This window comes from Halalkalibacter sp. HAAS-P014 (genome assembly GCF_056619965.1).
In genome coordinates this window covers 79,757-97,477 of sequence record NZ_JBWQTV010000005.1, presented here as the reverse complement: position 1 = coordinate 97,477, position 17,721 = coordinate 79,757, and the positions used below count along the sequence as shown (strand labels likewise).

Annotated in this window: 17 protein-coding genes; all 17 read right to left on the bottom strand. The window is 37.8% G+C overall.

The window, feature by feature from the left end:
• Positions 1 to 5 precede the first annotated feature (5 nt).
• Positions 6 to 584, bottom strand: coding sequence for a CDP-diacylglycerol--glycerol-3-phosphate 3-phosphatidyltransferase (gene pgsA, locus AC1FXZ_RS04260; protein ID WP_480051319.1), 579 nt, complete (start codon positions 582 to 584; stop codon positions 6 to 8).
• A 175-nt stretch (positions 585 to 759) separates the two neighbouring features.
• The gene (locus AC1FXZ_RS04255) at positions 760 to 1,641 is read right to left on the bottom strand and encodes a RodZ domain-containing protein (RefSeq protein ID WP_480051317.1); all 882 of its coding nucleotides are present in this window, start codon (positions 1,639 to 1,641) and stop codon (positions 760 to 762) included.
• 19 nt (positions 1,642 to 1,660) lie between these two features.
• Positions 1,661 to 2,434: a DUF3388 domain-containing protein gene (locus AC1FXZ_RS04250; RefSeq protein WP_480051315.1), complete on the bottom strand. Its 774-nt coding sequence runs from the start codon at positions 2,432 to 2,434 to the stop codon at positions 1,661 to 1,663.
• A 344-nt stretch (positions 2,435 to 2,778) separates the two neighbouring features.
• On the bottom strand, positions 2,779 to 3,030 hold the full coding sequence (locus AC1FXZ_RS04245) for a DUF3243 family protein (protein WP_480051313.1): 252 nt from the start codon (positions 3,028 to 3,030) through the stop codon (positions 2,779 to 2,781).
• A 90-nt stretch (positions 3,031 to 3,120) separates the two neighbouring features.
• On the bottom strand, positions 3,121 to 3,849 hold the full coding sequence (gene ymfI / locus AC1FXZ_RS04240) for an elongation factor P 5-aminopentanone reductase (RefSeq protein ID WP_480051311.1): 729 nt from the start codon (positions 3,847 to 3,849) through the stop codon (positions 3,121 to 3,123).
• Positions 3,850 to 5,145, bottom strand: a complete 1,296-nt coding sequence (yfmH, locus tag AC1FXZ_RS04235) for an EF-P 5-aminopentanol modification-associated protein YfmH (RefSeq protein WP_480051310.1) — start codon at positions 5,143 to 5,145, stop codon at positions 3,850 to 3,852. It abuts the gene before it with no gap.
• Positions 5,145 to 6,437 (bottom strand): EF-P 5-aminopentanol modification-associated protein YfmF, encoded by a 1,293-nt coding sequence (gene yfmF / locus AC1FXZ_RS04230; protein ID WP_480051308.1) that lies wholly within the window; start codon positions 6,435 to 6,437, stop codon positions 5,145 to 5,147. The genes yfmH and yfmF overlap by 1 nt, the downstream gene beginning before the upstream one ends.
• 133 nt (positions 6,438 to 6,570) lie before the next feature.
• Positions 6,571 to 7,290 carry a GntR family transcriptional regulator gene (locus AC1FXZ_RS04225; RefSeq protein ID WP_480051306.1) on the bottom strand — a complete coding sequence of 240 codons (720 nt, stop codon included), beginning with the start codon at positions 7,288 to 7,290 and terminating at the stop codon, positions 6,571 to 6,573.
• Between the two features lie 20 nt (positions 7,291 to 7,310).
• Entirely contained in the window at positions 7,311 to 9,662 is a 2,352-nt protein-coding gene (locus tag AC1FXZ_RS04220; protein WP_480051304.1) for an FtsK/SpoIIIE family DNA translocase, read from the bottom strand.
• Positions 9,663 to 9,781: 119 nt separating this feature from the next.
• Positions 9,782 to 10,003 carry a YlzJ-like family protein gene (locus tag AC1FXZ_RS04215; RefSeq protein WP_480051302.1) on the bottom strand — a complete coding sequence of 74 codons (222 nt, stop codon included), beginning with the start codon at positions 10,001 to 10,003 and terminating at the stop codon, positions 9,782 to 9,784.
• Positions 10,000 to 10,743 carry a ClpP family protease gene (locus AC1FXZ_RS04210; RefSeq protein WP_480051523.1) on the bottom strand — a complete coding sequence of 248 codons (744 nt, stop codon included), beginning with the start codon at positions 10,741 to 10,743 and terminating at the stop codon, positions 10,000 to 10,002. Before AC1FXZ_RS04210 ends, AC1FXZ_RS04215 begins: the two co-directional genes overlap by 4 nt.
• Before the next feature lie 130 nt (positions 10,744 to 10,873).
• Entirely contained in the window at positions 10,874 to 12,541 is a 1,668-nt protein-coding gene (locus AC1FXZ_RS04205; RefSeq protein ID WP_480051301.1) for a ribonuclease J, read from the bottom strand.
• A gap of 280 nt (positions 12,542 to 12,821) precedes the next feature.
• Positions 12,822 to 13,691, bottom strand: a complete 870-nt coding sequence (dapA, locus tag AC1FXZ_RS04200) for a 4-hydroxy-tetrahydrodipicolinate synthase (RefSeq protein WP_480051299.1) — start codon at positions 13,689 to 13,691, stop codon at positions 12,822 to 12,824.
• Positions 13,692 to 13,717: 26 nt separating this feature from the next.
• Positions 13,718 to 14,950, bottom strand: a complete 1,233-nt coding sequence (gene dapG, locus AC1FXZ_RS04195; RefSeq protein ID WP_480051297.1) for an aspartate kinase — start codon at positions 14,948 to 14,950, stop codon at positions 13,718 to 13,720.
• A gap of 16 nt (positions 14,951 to 14,966) precedes the next feature.
• Complete coding sequence (asd, locus tag AC1FXZ_RS04190; RefSeq protein WP_480051295.1) at positions 14,967 to 16,007, bottom strand: aspartate-semialdehyde dehydrogenase; 1,041 nt, start codon at positions 16,005 to 16,007, stop codon at positions 14,967 to 14,969.
• 146 nt (positions 16,008 to 16,153) lie between these two features.
• The gene (locus tag AC1FXZ_RS04185) at positions 16,154 to 16,747 is read right to left on the bottom strand and encodes a dipicolinate synthase subunit B (protein ID WP_480051293.1); all 594 of its coding nucleotides are present in this window, start codon (positions 16,745 to 16,747) and stop codon (positions 16,154 to 16,156) included.
• Positions 16,748 to 16,758: 11 nt separating this feature from the next.
• A complete protein-coding gene (gene dpaA / locus AC1FXZ_RS04180) occupies positions 16,759 to 17,643 on the bottom strand; it encodes a dipicolinic acid synthetase subunit A (RefSeq protein WP_480051291.1) in 885 nt (294 codons plus the stop codon).
• Between the last annotated feature and the right edge of the window lie 78 nt (positions 17,644 to 17,721).

Here is a 17,721-nt window from a genome sequence, read left to right as displayed (position 1 = left end):
GCCTACTATTTTGATTTAAGAAGTATATGTTGATTTTTTTGGAAATAGTCAATTCCAGAAACAATCGTCAAAAAGGTTGCTACATAAATTGCAATCATGTCAAAAGGTAATGACAATGCTTGAAAAGGCCAATTGTGAAGCATGAGAGCAGCGATTGCAACGATTTGAGTAACTGTTTTTAACTTTCCTAATTGACTTGCAGCGATCACATCTCCATCTGCTGCAGCAACTAACCGAATTCCAGTTACGGCAAATTCACGGCTTATGATCACAATCGCAATCCAAGCAGGCAACATTTGTAATTCCACAAGTACAATTAAAGCTGCTGTTATCAATAATTTATCAGCAAGTGGATCGAGAAACTTCCCTAAATTTGTTACAAGTTGGTGCTTTCTAGCATAATATCCATCGAGCCAATCTGTTGCTGCAGCAATAATGAAAATTATTGCACCGATTAGATGAGCAAGTGGAATCATGGTTCCTAGAAAATTCACGTCACCAAATGAAAAAGGGACTAAAAAGAATATCATAAATAATGGTATGAGAAAAATTCGTGAGATGGTAATTTTATTTGGTAAATTCAACAAGATTCCCTTCTTTCAAATAACAATGATAGCTAGTCACATGCCCGCAACATTCATTGTACCATAATTACTATAAATTTATAAATTCAACCAACATATTCCTAAATAAAAAAAAGAGGTCACCCATCCTTACCTTTGCAACCAAGTAAGTAGTATGGTGAAGACCTCTTTTTCATTAGTCTATAATTGTAATATCAACTTTCTGATGAGTTATGTCTAAAGGAAACTCAACCCGTTGGTCGTTGATAAAAAATCTAACGTTTTGAGAAGCGCCAAAGTTAAAAATAACTTGTTCTTCTCCCTCTAGATCTAGTGTTATATCATCATCCCCAGCAGAAGGGGTGCCACTATAAAACGTTTTGCCCAACGCATTTTTTACATCAATGTAGGAACGATCTTCTTTAATCTCAATACGAATATCTTCCAAGTGTCCATTCTCTAACTCAAAATAAGATGTATTACCTGAACTTTCTATAAAATTCAGCTCGAATTCTGGCTCAGGCTCTACTTCTTCTTCCTCTTCTTCTTCAACTATCGCTTCCTCTTGTACTTCTTCGATCTCTTCTTCAGGCTCTTCTTCAGGAGGCATTCCTACATCCTCAGAAAAATCAGCCTCAAGATTTTCACTTTCATCCGGAGCAATTGCACCACCGTCTCCAGTACCTCCCTGTGCCATTAACCAAATTCCAACTACGATAATTCCAACAAATGCAATTGCTACTATTGCTGGAAAAAACGAACCTTTCTTGGCTCGTTTTTTCGAAGCTTGTGCAGGCTTACTCCGTTCTACTCGTGACGGGAGCGTCACAGCCTCTCGTTGAGGATTGGGAAGCTCATTCTTATATTGGTCAAACAGTGGCTCGGGATCAATTCCAATTGCTTCAGCATATGTTTTGACAAATGCTCTTGCATAAAAAATCCCCGGTAATGTATCAAAACGCCCTTCTTCAATTGCAATTAGATATCGCTTTTGAATCTTCGTCGTACGTTGAAGGTCATCTAATGACATTTGTTTCTGTTCACGTACTTCCTTTAAATGCTGACCTAATTCTGACACTCATAACACCTACCTACCTCTAACTTATATCAAAAGAGGAAAAACCCGATTCTACAACTTCGTATGTAATCTCTTCTCCCTCATCGTTTCTTAGTTCAATGATGCAATCAAAATCGTCTAATTCATACTCCGTTTCGCGAACGAAAATGTCTGGATGTTCAACCACTTTGATAGCAGGCAAACGCATAATATCACTTACTAATGTTCGATGTTTTTCTGTCGACCGCATCGTTGTTACAATTCCATCAATGATAAAGATATGATCTTCGCTCATCTCATCCTCTGCCAGTTGGCTGCGTACCGTTTGCCTTAAGAGGGTAGAAGAAATAAAGGACCATCTTTTATTTGCACATACACTTGCAGCAACAATCGATTCCGTTTTCCCAACCCTTGGCATCCCTCGAATTCCGACTAAAAAGTGACCTTCACGCTTAAATTGCTCCGCCATAAAATCAACAAGCAGACCTAATTCAGTACGGATAAAACGAAATGTTTTCTTATCATCAGCATCGCGCTCAATATAACGCCCATGACGAATAGCTAAACGGTCGCGTAGTCTTGGTTCTCTAACCTTAATCACTGTAATATCCTCTATCGTTTCTAAAATTGCCTTGAACCTCGCAACTTGGTCATCCGATGAACTGCGAATTAACATGCCTCGCCTCATGTTATCAACTCCATTAATCGTGACGATATTTATTGCTAACATCCCAAGTAAAGAAGAGATATCACCGAGAAGTCCCGGTCTATTTTTATGTATTTGATATTCTAAGTACCATTCTTTTAAACCCATTTGCTTCACCCTTTACACTAATTGAGTCATATGTGAGGCTATATGAGATCTCATTTATCATAATAATTGATTTTGCTAATAAATGAAAGAACTTTGTCGGAAAAAATTGTCTGTTGACATCGTCACTTTGGGTAATCTTGCTAATCATAGTTTGCTCATTAACGTTTGCATTATGTAAAGGATCAAGATTTATACATTACAGAATAAAAAAAGGGTTGTCTCAATTAGGCTCTAACCTAAGACCAGTGTATTATACGCACAAAATGTAAACATACAATAGCTGTGGCTCATAGTTTTATCAGCACCTCATGAGACAACCTCTTTGAAATTTTTTCTATGCTAAATTAACCTTCATTTTGAACAAGTTTTACCATCATGTTTGCAATTGCGTGTTGCTCCTGTTCATCAGCTACTTTCCATAGCTCAGCTAACACACGTTCTTGTTCATTTTTTGGTTCAACTTGTTGTGCCAAATACTCACCAACTTGATAAGCAACATCAGACACAACGTTTTGACTCATTCCCTCAGACTGAGCTTGATTTAGACGATTACCTAAAAAATCTTTCCATTGTTCCCAATTGTCAAGTACAGACATAGTAAGACCCCTCCTTGATAATGTAATTCTTTATTATTTTTTCTCAAGGAAGAGTGGAATATTCATTGCTTTTCACTTTTAACAACTTTTTTAACAGTACCAAGCTCCATTCACCGATAAAACTTGACCATTAATATAATCAGCTTTATCCGAGCTCAAAAAAGCAACTAAATGCGCAACATCAGCAGGCTTACCTATAACATTTGCAGGGATTTCTTCTTTTAAATTTTCTACATTTTCAAGCCCATGATTTTTTAACATTTCCGTTTCAATCGCTCCAGGTGCTACGGCGTTTACTTGGATTTGACTAGGCGCGACCTCTTTAGCTAACCCTTTAACAAAGCTATTGGCTCCTCCTTTTGCAGCCGAATAGACCACTTCGCACGAAGCACCTGTTACTCCCCAAATAGATGATATGAAAATGATCTTCCCCTGTCTTTCTTGAATCATAGAAGGAAGTAAACTTCTGGTGATTTTCATTGGATTAAGGAGATGAATATTCATAACTCTCTTAAGTTCATGATTGTCTACTTCTGTAAATAATCCAAAAGGGCTTAAACCTGCATTATGTACAATCGTATGAAAAGTACGTTCTTTTGGAAGGCTTGCTACTAATTGTTCAGCTCCATCATCACTTGTCAAGTCCGCACTAACAAGCTGAACAATTGCCCCCTTTTTTTCACATTCCAATGCAACGTTTTTTACTGCTTGTTCATTTTGAAAATAATGCAAAAAAAGAGCGGAGCCCGGAGATGCCAGCTCTCTTGCTATTTGAGCGCCAATCCCTCCAGATGCTCCGGTAATTAAAATAGCCTTCATTTACTCTGCATACCCTTCTGGCTTCACTTGACAAATGGTAAATCTGTCAAATTGAAAATGATCTTCTAGCACACCTTGAAGTTCATTTATCGTTAAGCTCTCGAGTGTAGGAACGACATCAAATAAATTCATATCATTAAATTGATAACGAGTAAACTGATTGGCAATATACTCTGGAGAATTTAATGAACGTAAGAATGAACCGATTTTTTTCTTCACAACTCGATTTACTTGTTCATCTGATAATTTTGCTTGTTTAAACGATTCAACCATTTCCTTGATTCTTGCTGCAAGCTTATCTGGATATCTTGTATCCCCTCCAATAATCGTGAAACCGAAGCCTTCTTCTGCAGAGTGGTCAAATGAAAATGAATCGTCAATCAAACCTTCTTCAAATAAAGTTTGATAATTATCAGAGCTTTGTCCAAACATCATATCAAGAATAACATTCAATGATAATTCTCGTTTTAACAAGTCCTCTCCTTGTCGTGTAGCTCCCGTTTCCTTAAACCCTACTAAGCATTTTGGCGTTTGAACAGGCATTGTGATAACATTCATTTCTTTCGCTACTGAATCTGGTTCTTCCTCAAAAAATCGTTTAATTTCTTGCGCCTCTGAAAATTCCTTATTCGACTGATTGTCTTTTACTTGTTGCATAACTTTATCAGGTTCAACTGGGCCTATCACGAATAAAACCATATTAGATGGATGATAAAACGTCTCATAACACGTGTATAACAAATCCTTGGTAATATTAGAAATCGACTTAATAGTACCTGCAATATCAATCTTAACAGGATGATGGTGGAACATATTTTCAATGACACCGAAGTATGCACGCCAATCTGGGTTATCATCATACATCGTGATTTCCTGATTAATAATCCCTTTTTCCTTTTCAACGCTCTCTTCCGTAAAATACGGGTGCTGAACAAAATTTAATAGAGTATCCAAATTCTTCTCTACATTCGTAGTACTAGAAAATAAATAAGCAGTACGAGTGAAGCTTGTAAATGCGTTTGCAGAAGCACCTTGTTTACTAAAATCTTGGAATACATCTCCTTGTTCATCCTCAAACATTTTATGTTCAAGAAAATGAGCGATCCCATCTGGGACTTTTATTGATTCTTCTTTTCCAATTGGTGTAAATTGTTGGTCAATTGAACCATATTTGGTAGTAAATGTGGCAAATGTTTTATTAAACCCTTCTTTTGGCAAGATATAGACATCTAATCCATTATCTAGTTTTTCATGATAAAGAGTCTCGTCTAATTGTGAGAATTGAACTGGTTTCATTACTTCTCCTCCTTGCCTTTTAGGAAATAGATTGTATCTAATTTAACTTTTTTTGCAACTCGAATAATATCCTCTTTTTTAACTCTGTCAATTTGCTGCATCCATTCATCAATCGAACGTGAAGTCCCACTTACTACTTGATGGTAAGACAGCTCGACAAAACCCCTTGCAACATCGGCAGTTTCAAGAATTTGGTTTTTTAACATCGCCTTTGTTTGTTCAACTTCAGCATCAGTAAAGTCACCTTGTTGCATTGCATTAAACTGCTCTTTAATAATTTCAACTGCACGGTCATATTTTTCAAATTCAATTCCTGACATAACCATCATAATACCTTTATGACTTTCAAACCTTGAAGCTGCATAATAAGCTAAACTTTCTTTTTCGCGTACATTAATAAAAAGCTTTGAATGCGAAAATGCTCCGTAAAGGCCATTACATACCTGCATAGCTACATAATCATCATCAGCATATGTTGTATACGTACGAAAGCCCATATGTAGCTTCCCTTGTTTTACATCTTGTTCCTCATTGACAACGTTGACTTGTTGCACTTCTGGGCTAGGTGATGTTTTAAATGTATGCACCACATCGTTTTCTGATAAACCGTTAAATTGCTTTTCTACACTTTTAGTAGCTTCTTCCTCATTTATATCGCCAACTATATAAAGGTCAAAATGATTTGTTTTTAAAATTTCTTTATAGTAATTAAAAAGAGATTCAGCGCTAATTGAATCCACTTCTTCCTCTGTACCAAATGCGGTTAAAGCAAACGGCTCTCCTTTACACATTTCTTCTGTAACACGTACATTGGCATAACGCATTTTATCATCATAGACAGATTTAATTCGTTGTTTAAGCGAACGCTTTTCATTTTCCACGACAGATTGAACAAAGGTACCATTTTCTAACTGTGGTTGAAAGACCACCTCTGCAAGCAATGAGATCGCCTTATCAAACAACGGGGTTGAATCTGATAAAAATCGCTCATTTGCAACATCAAGTCGAATCGAAATAACATGCTCTTCGCCCTTTTTTTGTACATCAGTTGAAAGCATTGCTCCATACATATCATCTAGTCTCTCACGTAATTGTTTCCGAGAAGGACTTTTAGCTGTTCCATTTTGTAAGATATGTGGAAGTAACGCTCGCATAGATACATTAGCCTCTGTTAATGGGGCCCTTGCCATCAATATCAGAGAATTTGTCTTGTATTTATTTGTCTTGATTGAATGCACGGTTAAACCTTTTATTTCATGTATATGTTCTTCTAATTGTATCAAGTCAATCATCTCCTTCTCTGTAGAAACCGGGACGGAACTATAGACTAACGTAATAGTTATTCTTTTGAAACGCCACCTTATTTTTGTGATTCATTTTAAGCCTTTAGTGGTATAAACAGCTCCAATCAAGATTAGGTTATGCTTACACTCTTTTTCTTACTACGTGAAACTTAAATTTATCTGCACGAAAGTAATTTAATGAATAAAGAATCGGCTGTTCTGACTGATCGTAATGCATTTGTTTTAACAAAAGCATTGATGCCCCCGGTTCACATTCTAAAATATCAGAAATACGTTCATGATAGCCAATTGGCTCAACATACGTAACAGCGTAAGAAATGGTCCTACCCAATTCCTCTAAAAAGCGAAAAATCGATTTCGTTTCATGAATAGAATGATTTTTAACCAATTCGTTTGGAATCCGATCCAAACAATACACAACCGGTGAATCATCAGCTGTACGTACCCTTTCAATCTCCATGACTTCCAGTAAATCCTCTTTCATGAACTTGTCTTGCTCTTCCTCACTTGCTTCCTTTACAGAAGAAGATAAAAAGATCGTTCCCGGCTTCATCTTTGCTTTAATAATCATATCTGTAACACTATCTAATTCTTCTAGACCTGAAGAGAAAAGAGGTTTTGAATGAACGAACGTACCTACTCCATGCCTCCGAACGACAACTCCATCTTCTTCAAGTAAGCGTAAGGCTTCACGTAACGTAGCGCGGCTAACACCAAGTATTTTAGAAAGTTCAAACTCGGAAGGTAACTTTTCTCCTTCATTATAAACTTGGTTATCTATATCTTCTTTTAGTCGATCAATCACTTGTAAATATAATGGCCTATGGTCTGCTCTAATCATAATCTCCACCCCTTCTTTCATTACGAGGTTGCCTCATCTTCTCTAGGTTTCTCAATAAGTACTTCCCTCGGTTTACTGCCTTCATATGGCCCTACAATGCCTCTAACCTCCATCTCATCAATCAATCTTGCAGCTCTTGTATAACCGATTCTAAATCGTCGCTGTAACATCGAAACGGAAGCTGTGTTCATATCTGTAACTAACTCAACAGCAGCATCATATAAATCATCATTTACTTTTTCAGTTACAACTTGTTCTTCTGAAGGCTCCATCTCTTCTTGATATTGCGCCTTCTGTTGAGAAATGACAAATTCAACTACTTCTTCTACTTCAGCATCAGAAAGGAACGCACCTTGAATCCTCTTTGGTTTCGTTGCCCCCATAGGCAAGTAAAGCATATCGCCACGCCCGAGAAGTTTTTCTGCTCCTCCTGAATCTAAAATGGTTCGTGAATCCGTTTGAGAAGAAACACCAAATGCAATTCTTGACGGGATATTAGCTTTAATTACACCCGTAATTACATCAACAGATGGTCGCTGGGTTGCGATGATCATATGAATACCTGCTGCACGAGCCATCTGCGCTAACCTTGCAATCGAGTCTTCAACATCACCAGAAGCCACCATCATTAAATCAGCTAGTTCGTCCACAATTACAACAATAAATGGCAGTGTTGGTTGTTTTGCTTCATCAGTTTCATTTTGACGAGTAATCAATTCATTGTACCCTTCAATATTTCTTGTTCCGGTATGTGAAAATAAATCATACCTTCTCTCCATTTCTGCAACAACCTTTTTTAAGGCTTGTGAAGCTTTCTTTGGTTCTGTTACAACTGGTGTTAATAAATGTGGAACTCCATTGTATACGGTTAACTCAACCATTTTCGGGTCTATCATCATTAGTTTGACTTCATGTGGCTTTGCTTTAAGCAATATACTGGTAATTATTCCATTAATACATACACTTTTCCCACTTCCTGTAGCCCCAGCTACAAGAAGGTGAGGCATTTTGTTTAAGTGTGCTAATACCGGCTCTCCAGATATATCTCTTCCAAGCCCTACTGCAAGAACATGTTTATCGGCGTCTGACTCTGGTGTATCAAGTACCTCTCTAAGCGTGACAATCGCAACCTCTTGGTTTGGAACCTCTATCCCTATTGCAGATTTACCGGGGATTGGTGCCTCAATCCGTATATCTTTTGCTGCTAGGGCTAAAGCTAAATCATCTGCTAGATTTACAATCTTACTCACTTTCACGCCAACACTTGGGTTTACCTCATACTTTGTGACAGCTGGACCCAAATGAACTTTTGATACACGTGCCTTAACACCAAAGCTTTCTAACGTTTGTTCGAGCTTCCTTGCATTTGCAGTTAAATGTTTCTTTTCGTTTGCTTGACTAGGGTTATTTGGTAGTTTCAATATGTCCACATTTGGAAGAATATATGATTCATTTGTTTCTTGTGCAGTGACAAGCGGAACATGCACTTCTTCTTCTGTAGAATTCTCAGCTGATTTTTTAGCCTGCTGTGCACTTTCCCCATGTGTCCTGTCAGTTTTTGTTTGTTTATTTTCTTCTTGTCTGTATGCTTTTTGGGTAAAGTCGACAATTTCCGGCTCTACTTCTTCCTGTAAATCTTCTGTGGCTGTAGGAAGATCCAGATCGGTACTTTTACTCTTATCACGCGCCTCTTTTTTATCACGTAATGTTTTTCGCTCTTCTTGCAACCGTTCATTCGCTTTCTCACGTAATTGTTTTAGTTCATTTATCAGACTACTAAATGTATCAATAACAAATAAATAGCATTTTCTTAGTCCTTTTCCTACTATTTCGGAAATAGACTTTCCGGTCATTAAAATGAAACCAATTATAAACAAAATAAAACATAAGAAGTACGTTCCCATTTCAGCGAATAAAAAATGGCTTACTGCAAAAGCAATCGAACCAACCATACCACCACCAAGATCAGAAAGCGCAGTTTCACCTCTCATTTCCATCCAAAATAAATTCCACGTATTACGAATAACCGACTGATCCTGAAATCCTTCCCTCCCACTTAACTGATGAAACAATCCAACATGACTAAATAAAACAAAAGAAAGGATAGTAACATAAACCCCAGACAATCTTCGGCTCCAAAACTTAGGATTTTGCCTTTTAATCATTATATAGAGCGCAACGACTAAAAGTCCTATTGCCAAAACAACAAACCATTCACCAAGAAAAAAACGGAAGAGTCGTACAAATGTTTCCCCGACTGTCCCTAACCTTGCAAATGTAACGACGGCAATGACTAATAAGCCGAGACCGATCAATTCATACGTTAGCTGCGATTTCCACTCGGTTTTTCTTTTTTTCTTACGCCTTGCCATACATTTTCACCCTTTACTACTATAAATACTCAACATATACAAGAAGCAGCCAAAATTGGCTGCTTCGACCATGCTTGGATGAAATTAATTATAGCATACTACAATGGCTCTCTACATAACTAAAGTTGAGGTTTTGCTTGAATAATAGCTCCCGGTGCATATTTATCATCGAGATAATTCATCACATTTCCACTGATTAAGCGAACAACCCGATACTGACTATGGTTAATTTGTTCGACAACTAAATGACCTGCTTCACATGAAATCACTTGCTGTTGCGTGTAGTTTTGATCATCCTCTGGAAAGATATATTCATGTGGCATCATCGTATAAAGGATCATTGAACAACGTCTCCTTGTGGCGTAGGTTTGTTTTGATCAATTAACTCATTTAGTTTTTTTAGAGCTGGTCCAACTCCACCTACTTCATTAATCAGCCCATATTCAACAGCATCTGTTCCGACTACATTCGTACCAATATCCCTTGTTAAATTACCTTTTGAAAACATTAACTCTTTAAATTTCTCTTCAGGGACTGATGAATTTTTTGTAACAAAACTAATAACTCGCTCTTGCATTTTATCAAGATACTCAAACGTTTGAGGTACTCCAATGACTAAGCCAGTTAAACGTACTGGATGTATCGTCATCGTTGCAGTTTCTGCAATAAATGAATGGTTTGCCGCTACGGCAATCGGGACCCCAATAGAATGCCCCCCCCCTAAAACAAGCGTAACAGATGGTTTAGACATCGAGGCAATCATCTCTGAGATCGCAAGACCAGCTTCAACGTCGCCACCAACTGTATTTAAAATTAATAATAACCCTTCAATTTTCGGGTTTTGTTCAATGGCTACTAATTGTGGAATAATATGTTCATATTTAGTCGTTTTATTTTGTGGGGGAAGCTGCATATGTCCTTCAATTTGACCAACAATTGTCATACAATGAATATTTGATTGCCCCATATCGGGTACGTTCGTTTGTCCAAGTTCTTGAATTTTATCAATAATACCTGAACCTTTTTGATCTTTAGGTTGTGCAGGAGCTTGTGGTTGTTGCTCAAGGTTTGGGTTTTCCATCGTCATTAACAACGTCCTCCTTTTTTATTACTAGGAATAGTATGAACCCGTTAGATGATTATCATCCAAGAAACACTTTTTTTTTACTAAATTAAAAAGGACTAAACCATATGGCTTAGTCCTCTATAGATTATACTTCCATGATAATCGGCAAGATCATTGGTCGTCTTTTTGTTTTTTCAAACAGGAAACGGCTTAGTCCTTCCCTAACATTGCTCTTAAGAGAAGACCATTCATTAACATTTTCGCTAACACATTTTTTCAGGATAGACGCAACTAATTCATTCGCATCATCAAGTAATTTTTCGGATTCACGTACATAGACGAACCCACGAGAGATAATATTAGGTCCAGAAACGAATTCACCCGTTTTTTTGTTAAGTGTGACAACCACGACAAGAATCCCATCCTTAGAAAGAAGACGACGATCTCTTAAGACAATGTTTCCAACATCTCCAACTCCAAGACCATCAATTAATACATTTCCAGACGGCACTTTACCTGTTTTTCTTGCTTGTCCATTAGAAAACTCAACTACATCTCCTCTGTCTACAAGGAAGATATTTTCAGCGTTTATTCCTGTTCTCAAAGCTAACTCTCGATGGGCATGCTGCATTCGAAATTCACCATGTATTGGTACAAAATACTTAGGCTTCATAATGTTTAACATAAGCTTTAATTCTTCTTGGCTTCCATGGCCTGAAGCGTGAACCTTTTGTTGGCCATATTCCACATCAGCACCAATGCGATGTAATTTATCGATAATAGCCGAAACTGATTTTTCATTTCCTGGTATAGCTGACGCTGCGATAATAACAGTGTCCTCAGCTGTAATTGTTATTTGACGATGTGCACCTTTTGCCATTCGTGTAAGAGCCGACATCGGTTCTCCTTGACTACCTGTTGTAAGAATTGCAAGTTGCTCAGTGCGATACTTTCCTATCTCATCCATTTCAATAAACAGGTCCTTCGGTGCCTCAATATAACCTAACTTTTTTGCAATCGTAATCACTCGTATCATACTTTTTCCAACAACAGCAAGTTTTCTATTAGCTCTTATTGACGCTTGAATGACTTGTTGGATACGGTGAACATTAGAAGCAAATGTAGTAACAATTATACGTCCTTCTGTCTTTTCAAATACTTCTGCTATCCCTAGACCAACTTCCGTTTCAGACTTTGTTGTACCAGGTCTTTCAGCATTCGTACTATCAGAAAGTAGACAAAGAACTCCCCGCTCCCCAATTGCCGCCATTTTGCCATAATCAGCTTGCTTACCATCTACAGGTGTTTGATCAAATTTAAAATCTCCCGTATGAACAACGCCTCCTTGAGGAGTTTCAAAACAAATTCCAACTGAATCTGGGATACTATGATTTGTACGGAAAAACGACACTGGTGTAGATCCAATGGTTAGACGAGAATTGGCATCAATTAATTTCAATGTAGTATGACGGTAGATTCCTGCTTCTTTCAACTTTTCTTCAACTAGGCCAAGGGTTAGCTTTGTTCCATAAACAGGAACATTAATTTTCTTTAAGACGTAAGATAATCCCCCAATATGATCTTCATGACCATGGGTTAACAAAATTCCTTGTACACGCTCAGCGTTTTCAACAAGGTAAGATACATCTGGTATAACAATATCGACTCCTAACATATCATCATCTGGAAACATTAAACCAGCATCAACAACTAGGATGTCTTCTCCAACTTCAACTACATACATGTTTTTACCGACTTCACCGACTCCACCTAAGGCAAATACACGTACTTTTTCATTATTTTCTTTTGACAATGGACGTTCCTCCTACTATTTAAACTCTCCAATCGACTTTGTTTACATTATTGTATTACCGCTCACTCATCCTTGGCTTAGATGATAATTACGCTAAAAAAATAAACAGATGATCGTCACTTACGATCTAATCCAACCCGAACAAATCAATTATTTATAGTATACCTTATTCAGGAAATGAAAAACAAGACTGAACTTCCTCAGATGGAAAGAGTACACATTTGATAAAGAAAGTGGAAATACAAAAAGACAAGTAAAAAGGCTAACCCCTAATAATGGATTAGCCTTTCTCTAATGCTTTTTTTACTGCTGATTGTTGATGATTATTTAAAGGAATAAGAGGCAGTCTGACATCACCCACATTCAGACCTTTTTGCGAGAGTGCATATTTCACACAAGTAGGATTAGGGGCTAAAAACATAGATTTCATAATTGGTAACAACGAACGGTGAATTTCAGCTGACTCCACCACGTTCCCCTTTTGATAACAATCTATCATCTTTTTCATTTCATCCCCGATCACATGTGCTGCTACTGAAACAACTCCATTTGCACCTATCGAAAATGCTGGTAATGTGTTTGCATCATCTCCAGTATAGAGCGAGAAGTTTTCATCAGTATTCGAAATGATCGAAGCCATTTGTTCTAAATCTCCACTAGCCTCTTTAATGGAAACAATGTTAGAAATTTTTGATAGGGCGATAGTTGTTTCAGCCTCAATGGTCACTCCGGTTCTTCCAGGAACATTATAGAGCATAATAGGAAGTTTAGTTGACTCCGCAATTTTTTTGAAATGCTCATACATTCCTTCTTGTGAAGGCTTATTATAATACGGTGAAACTAGCATAATCGCATCAACACCAATATTAGTCGCCTTTTTTGTTAACTCAATTGATGCTTGCGTATTGTTGCTTCCTGTTCCTGCTATAACAGGAATCCTTTTATCAACATAGTCGACACAAACTTCAAAAAGTTCGATTTTTTCATTTGTAGTTAGCGTTGGCGACTCTCCTGTTGTCCCTGCTACAACAATAGCGTCCGTACCATGGGCGATAAGGTAATCAATTAATTCCTTTGTTTTATCAAAGTCAATTAAACCTTCTTGAGTAAAAGGTGTCACCATCGCCGTGACGATATGGCCAAAGAACATAACCTTCAGCTCCTTGTAAGATATTTCTAAGAAGTTTCTTCTTGCTGATTTCCTACCGTTTTAAGTTGAAACATCTGATGGAGTGCGTTTACTGCTTTTACCATATCTTTTTCTCGGACTAATACCCAAATCGTTGTATGAGAGTCTGCAGATTGAAGTATTTTAATATTTTGCTGTGACAATGCGCTAACGATCTTTGCAGTAACTCCAGGAACACCACTCATTCCTGCCCCTACCGCTGACACTTTTGCGCAATTTCGCATCACTTCTGGTTCATAACCTAGTTGTTGTAAAACGTCAATTGCTTTGTCAGCGACATCCTCCATTACTGTGTAACAAACACCACTTAAATTAATATTAATAAAGTCAACACTGATGTCTGCTTGAGCCATCGCTTTAAACACTTTCTCTTGCAGATCATATTCTTCTTCTTTTGCGAAGACTTTAATTTGTGCAACATTCGCTAAATTAGCAATTCCCGTAATTAGCCTATCTTTCACCTCTGTTGTTGGTTTAACAACCCTTGCAGTCACAAGAGTTCCTTCTCCATTGGAATACGTTGATCGTACTCGAATTGGGATGTTGGCTTGCATCGCAACTTCAACAGCTCTTGGATGAATCACTTTCGCACCTTGATAAGCCATATTGCAAATCTCTTCATACGACATAGCATCAAGGGCACGAGCATCTTTAACAATACGTGGATCAGCTGTCATAACACCTTCTACATCTGTAAAAATATCAACCCATTCAGCTTGAAGAGCTGCACCTAAAGCCGTTGCAGAAGTGTCACTACCACCTCTTCCAAGCGTGGTCGTCTCCCCTGTAAAAGTTTGGCCTTGGAACCCGGCAACTACAATAACGTCAAAGTTATTCAATTGCTGTTTTAAATGATCACATTGCATATCAATGATTTTAGCATTTGCAAAGTCGTCATTCGTTCTAAAGCCCGCTTGCGCACCCGTCATCGCACTCGTAGTGAGACCCATTTTCTGCAATAGATCTGAAAAAACAACAGACGAAATAACTTCTCCACAAGAAACAAGTAGATCTTGTTCTCGTTTTGGTAAATCATTTTGATTAACCAAACCGAGTAATGTATCAGTAGCGTAAGGTTCTCCCTCACGCCCCATCGCTGATACAACTACGATAACTTTATAGCCATCTAAAACAGCTTTTTTGACATGGTTTGCTGCCATTGTTCTGCTTCTATTATCTCGTACTGATGTACCACCAAACTTTTGAACAATGATTTTCATATAACACCTACTTTAACTACGATAAAAGGTCTAATTTTACTAAACTTTCAGCTATTTGTACTGAATTCCAAGCTGCACCTTTCAGTAAGTTATCCGAAACAATCCACATGTGATAACCATTATCGCGATCAAGATCCTTACGAATACGTCCGACAAAAACATCGTTCTTTCCAACACACTCTGAAGCAAGTGGATAAATTTGGTTAGCTGGGTCATCTTGCAATGTCACTCCAGCTGCAGAAGATAATAGATCTTTTAACTCTGCAACAGTCGCTCCACTCTTTTCTGTTTCAACGTAGACAGATTCTGAATGACCTGTTTCAATTGGAAGACGAACACAAGTAGCCGCTACCTCAAGCTCTGTCATTTCCATAATTTTCTTTGTTTCGTTAATCATTTTCATTTCCTCAAACGTATATCCATTTTCTTGGAACAGGTCAATTTGAGGAATTGCATTAAATGCGATTTGATAATGCTTTTTGTCTCCACCTACTGGTAAAATTTCAGGTGTGAAATCTTTTCCTTCAAGAATGTCTTTTGTTTGTTGCTTCATCTCATCAATTGCATCAAGTCCTGCTCCTGAAACGGCCTGATAAGTTGAGACAATAACTTTTTTCAATCCATACTTTTCACGAACTGGCTCAAGCGCCACAACCATTTGAATTGTTGAACAATTCGGGTTCGCAATAATCCCGTTATGATTTCGTAGTGCAGCTTCATTTACTTCCGGTACAACAAGTGGTACAGTTGGGTCCATTCTATATGCACTAGTATTATCAACAACAATTGCTCCACGTTTCACTGCTTCAGGTGCCAAAGCCTTTGAAACAGATCCACCAGCTGAAAATAAAGCTATTTGAACTCCTTCAAATGAATCAGGCGTTGCTTCTTCAACTGTATATTCTTTTCCTTTAAAAGTTAGGACTTTACCTGCAGAACGTTTTGAAGATAAAAGTTTCAAACTGGCAATCGGAAAGTCTCTCTCTTCTAGTGTTTTAAGCATTTGTTGACCAACTGCTCCTGTTGCTCCGACTACAGCTACATGATAATTTGACATTTGTTATTCTCCCCTCATCTACTTGCAAATTAATAGAGTTTCACTAAGATGGAATGATTATAGCATATCCTGCTTAGTTTGTATCTGTTTCATTTCTCTATTAAACTGTAAGGGAAATATTTCATTTGTGCAACCGCTTGTATCGTCTAATCTCTGAATTTTTCAACTAGTACAGGCTGATATTGCTTCCCAGCTATGGCAGACTCAACCGTATCCACTAATGCTTCCATTCTAGCTACTAACGAGTTCGGTTTATTGGTCGGATCATCTTGACCAAAAGGTATGAAATAAATATTTTTTGTAGCCATTAATCTCATTATGTTCACACCATTAAGCCCTAATGCATCATTAGTAGAAATTCCAAGAACAACTGGATTTCCACTACGCAAAGTTGCTTTAGCCCCCATGAGAACCGGTGTGTCAGTCATTGCGTTTGCTAATTTACTAGTAGAATTTCCTGTTATCGGAGCGATAATCATACAATCTAACGGTGTTTTGGGTCCAAAGGGTTCTGCTTTAACAATCGAATCAACAATTGGTTCATTTGTGATATCTTCAATTCTTTTTAACCAATACGCACTAGTTCCAAACTTAGTATCAGTTGATTTCACGTTACCAGAAACAAATGGAGTTACTTTTGCGCCAAGTTCAACCAGTTTTTCTATTTGTGGCATTACCTCCTCATACGTACAGTGAGACGCCGAAATACCAAAACCTATATGCTTCCCCTTTAGTGACATAATATCCCCTCCTATTTTTTTCCTTCTTCTTGTAACAACACGGCAAGGACGTCAGCCAATATTTGACCAGCTGTTTTCGGGGCTACAATACCAGGTAAGCCTGGAGCTAATAGAGCCTTCATCCCTCGTTTTTCAGCGTAACGAAAATCCGTCCCACCAGGTTTCGAGGCTAAATCAATAATAAGAGTGTGCAGTGGCATTTCAGCTAAAACATTTGCTGTTATGATTAGAGCTGGTATCGTGTTAATGCAGATATCAACGTTTTTCAATTCTTCCTTCAAATGATCTGTATGAAATGGAGTTAATCCCATTTCTGTAATTCTTGCTAATTGATGCGACTGATTAGCGCCTACTTTGACATCTGCTCCAAGAGCACTAAATGTTCTAGCTAAAGACATTCCAATTCTTCCTAGCCCAAGTATAGCTACCTTGGCCCGGTGAATCGTTATGTCCGTATGTTGAATAGCCATCATTACAGTACCCTCTGCTGTAGGAATCGAATTATAGATCGCTACATCATCACGATCCATTAACTTTACTAATGAACGCTTGGATTCCTCGAGACATTTGTTTAAATAGTCGTTAGTTATCCCTGAATAAATCACACAATGCTCTGGTGTTTGTTTCAACTGGTCTACCGTTAGTTCTAACGTCTCGCTGGAAAAAACAGTATCAATTTTCCCGTCAGAACTCATACCATTAACCGGGAGTAATATTGCATCAACTGTTGACCAGTCAATTTCATTTAACGTATGTTTCGATGCGCCGATAAACCCGTCATTTAACTGATCAAATCCAACCAACGAAATTTTACTATCAAGGGTCGATAGTTTTTTGATTATTTCAAGCTGGCGTGCATCTCCTCCAATAATGACTACATGTTTGTCTGTTAACATCTGCTTTTGTTCTCCTTTCATTCATGCGAATCTTAATTACCATCGCAGGTCGCTTTAGAAAGAGAAAACTACGCGAAT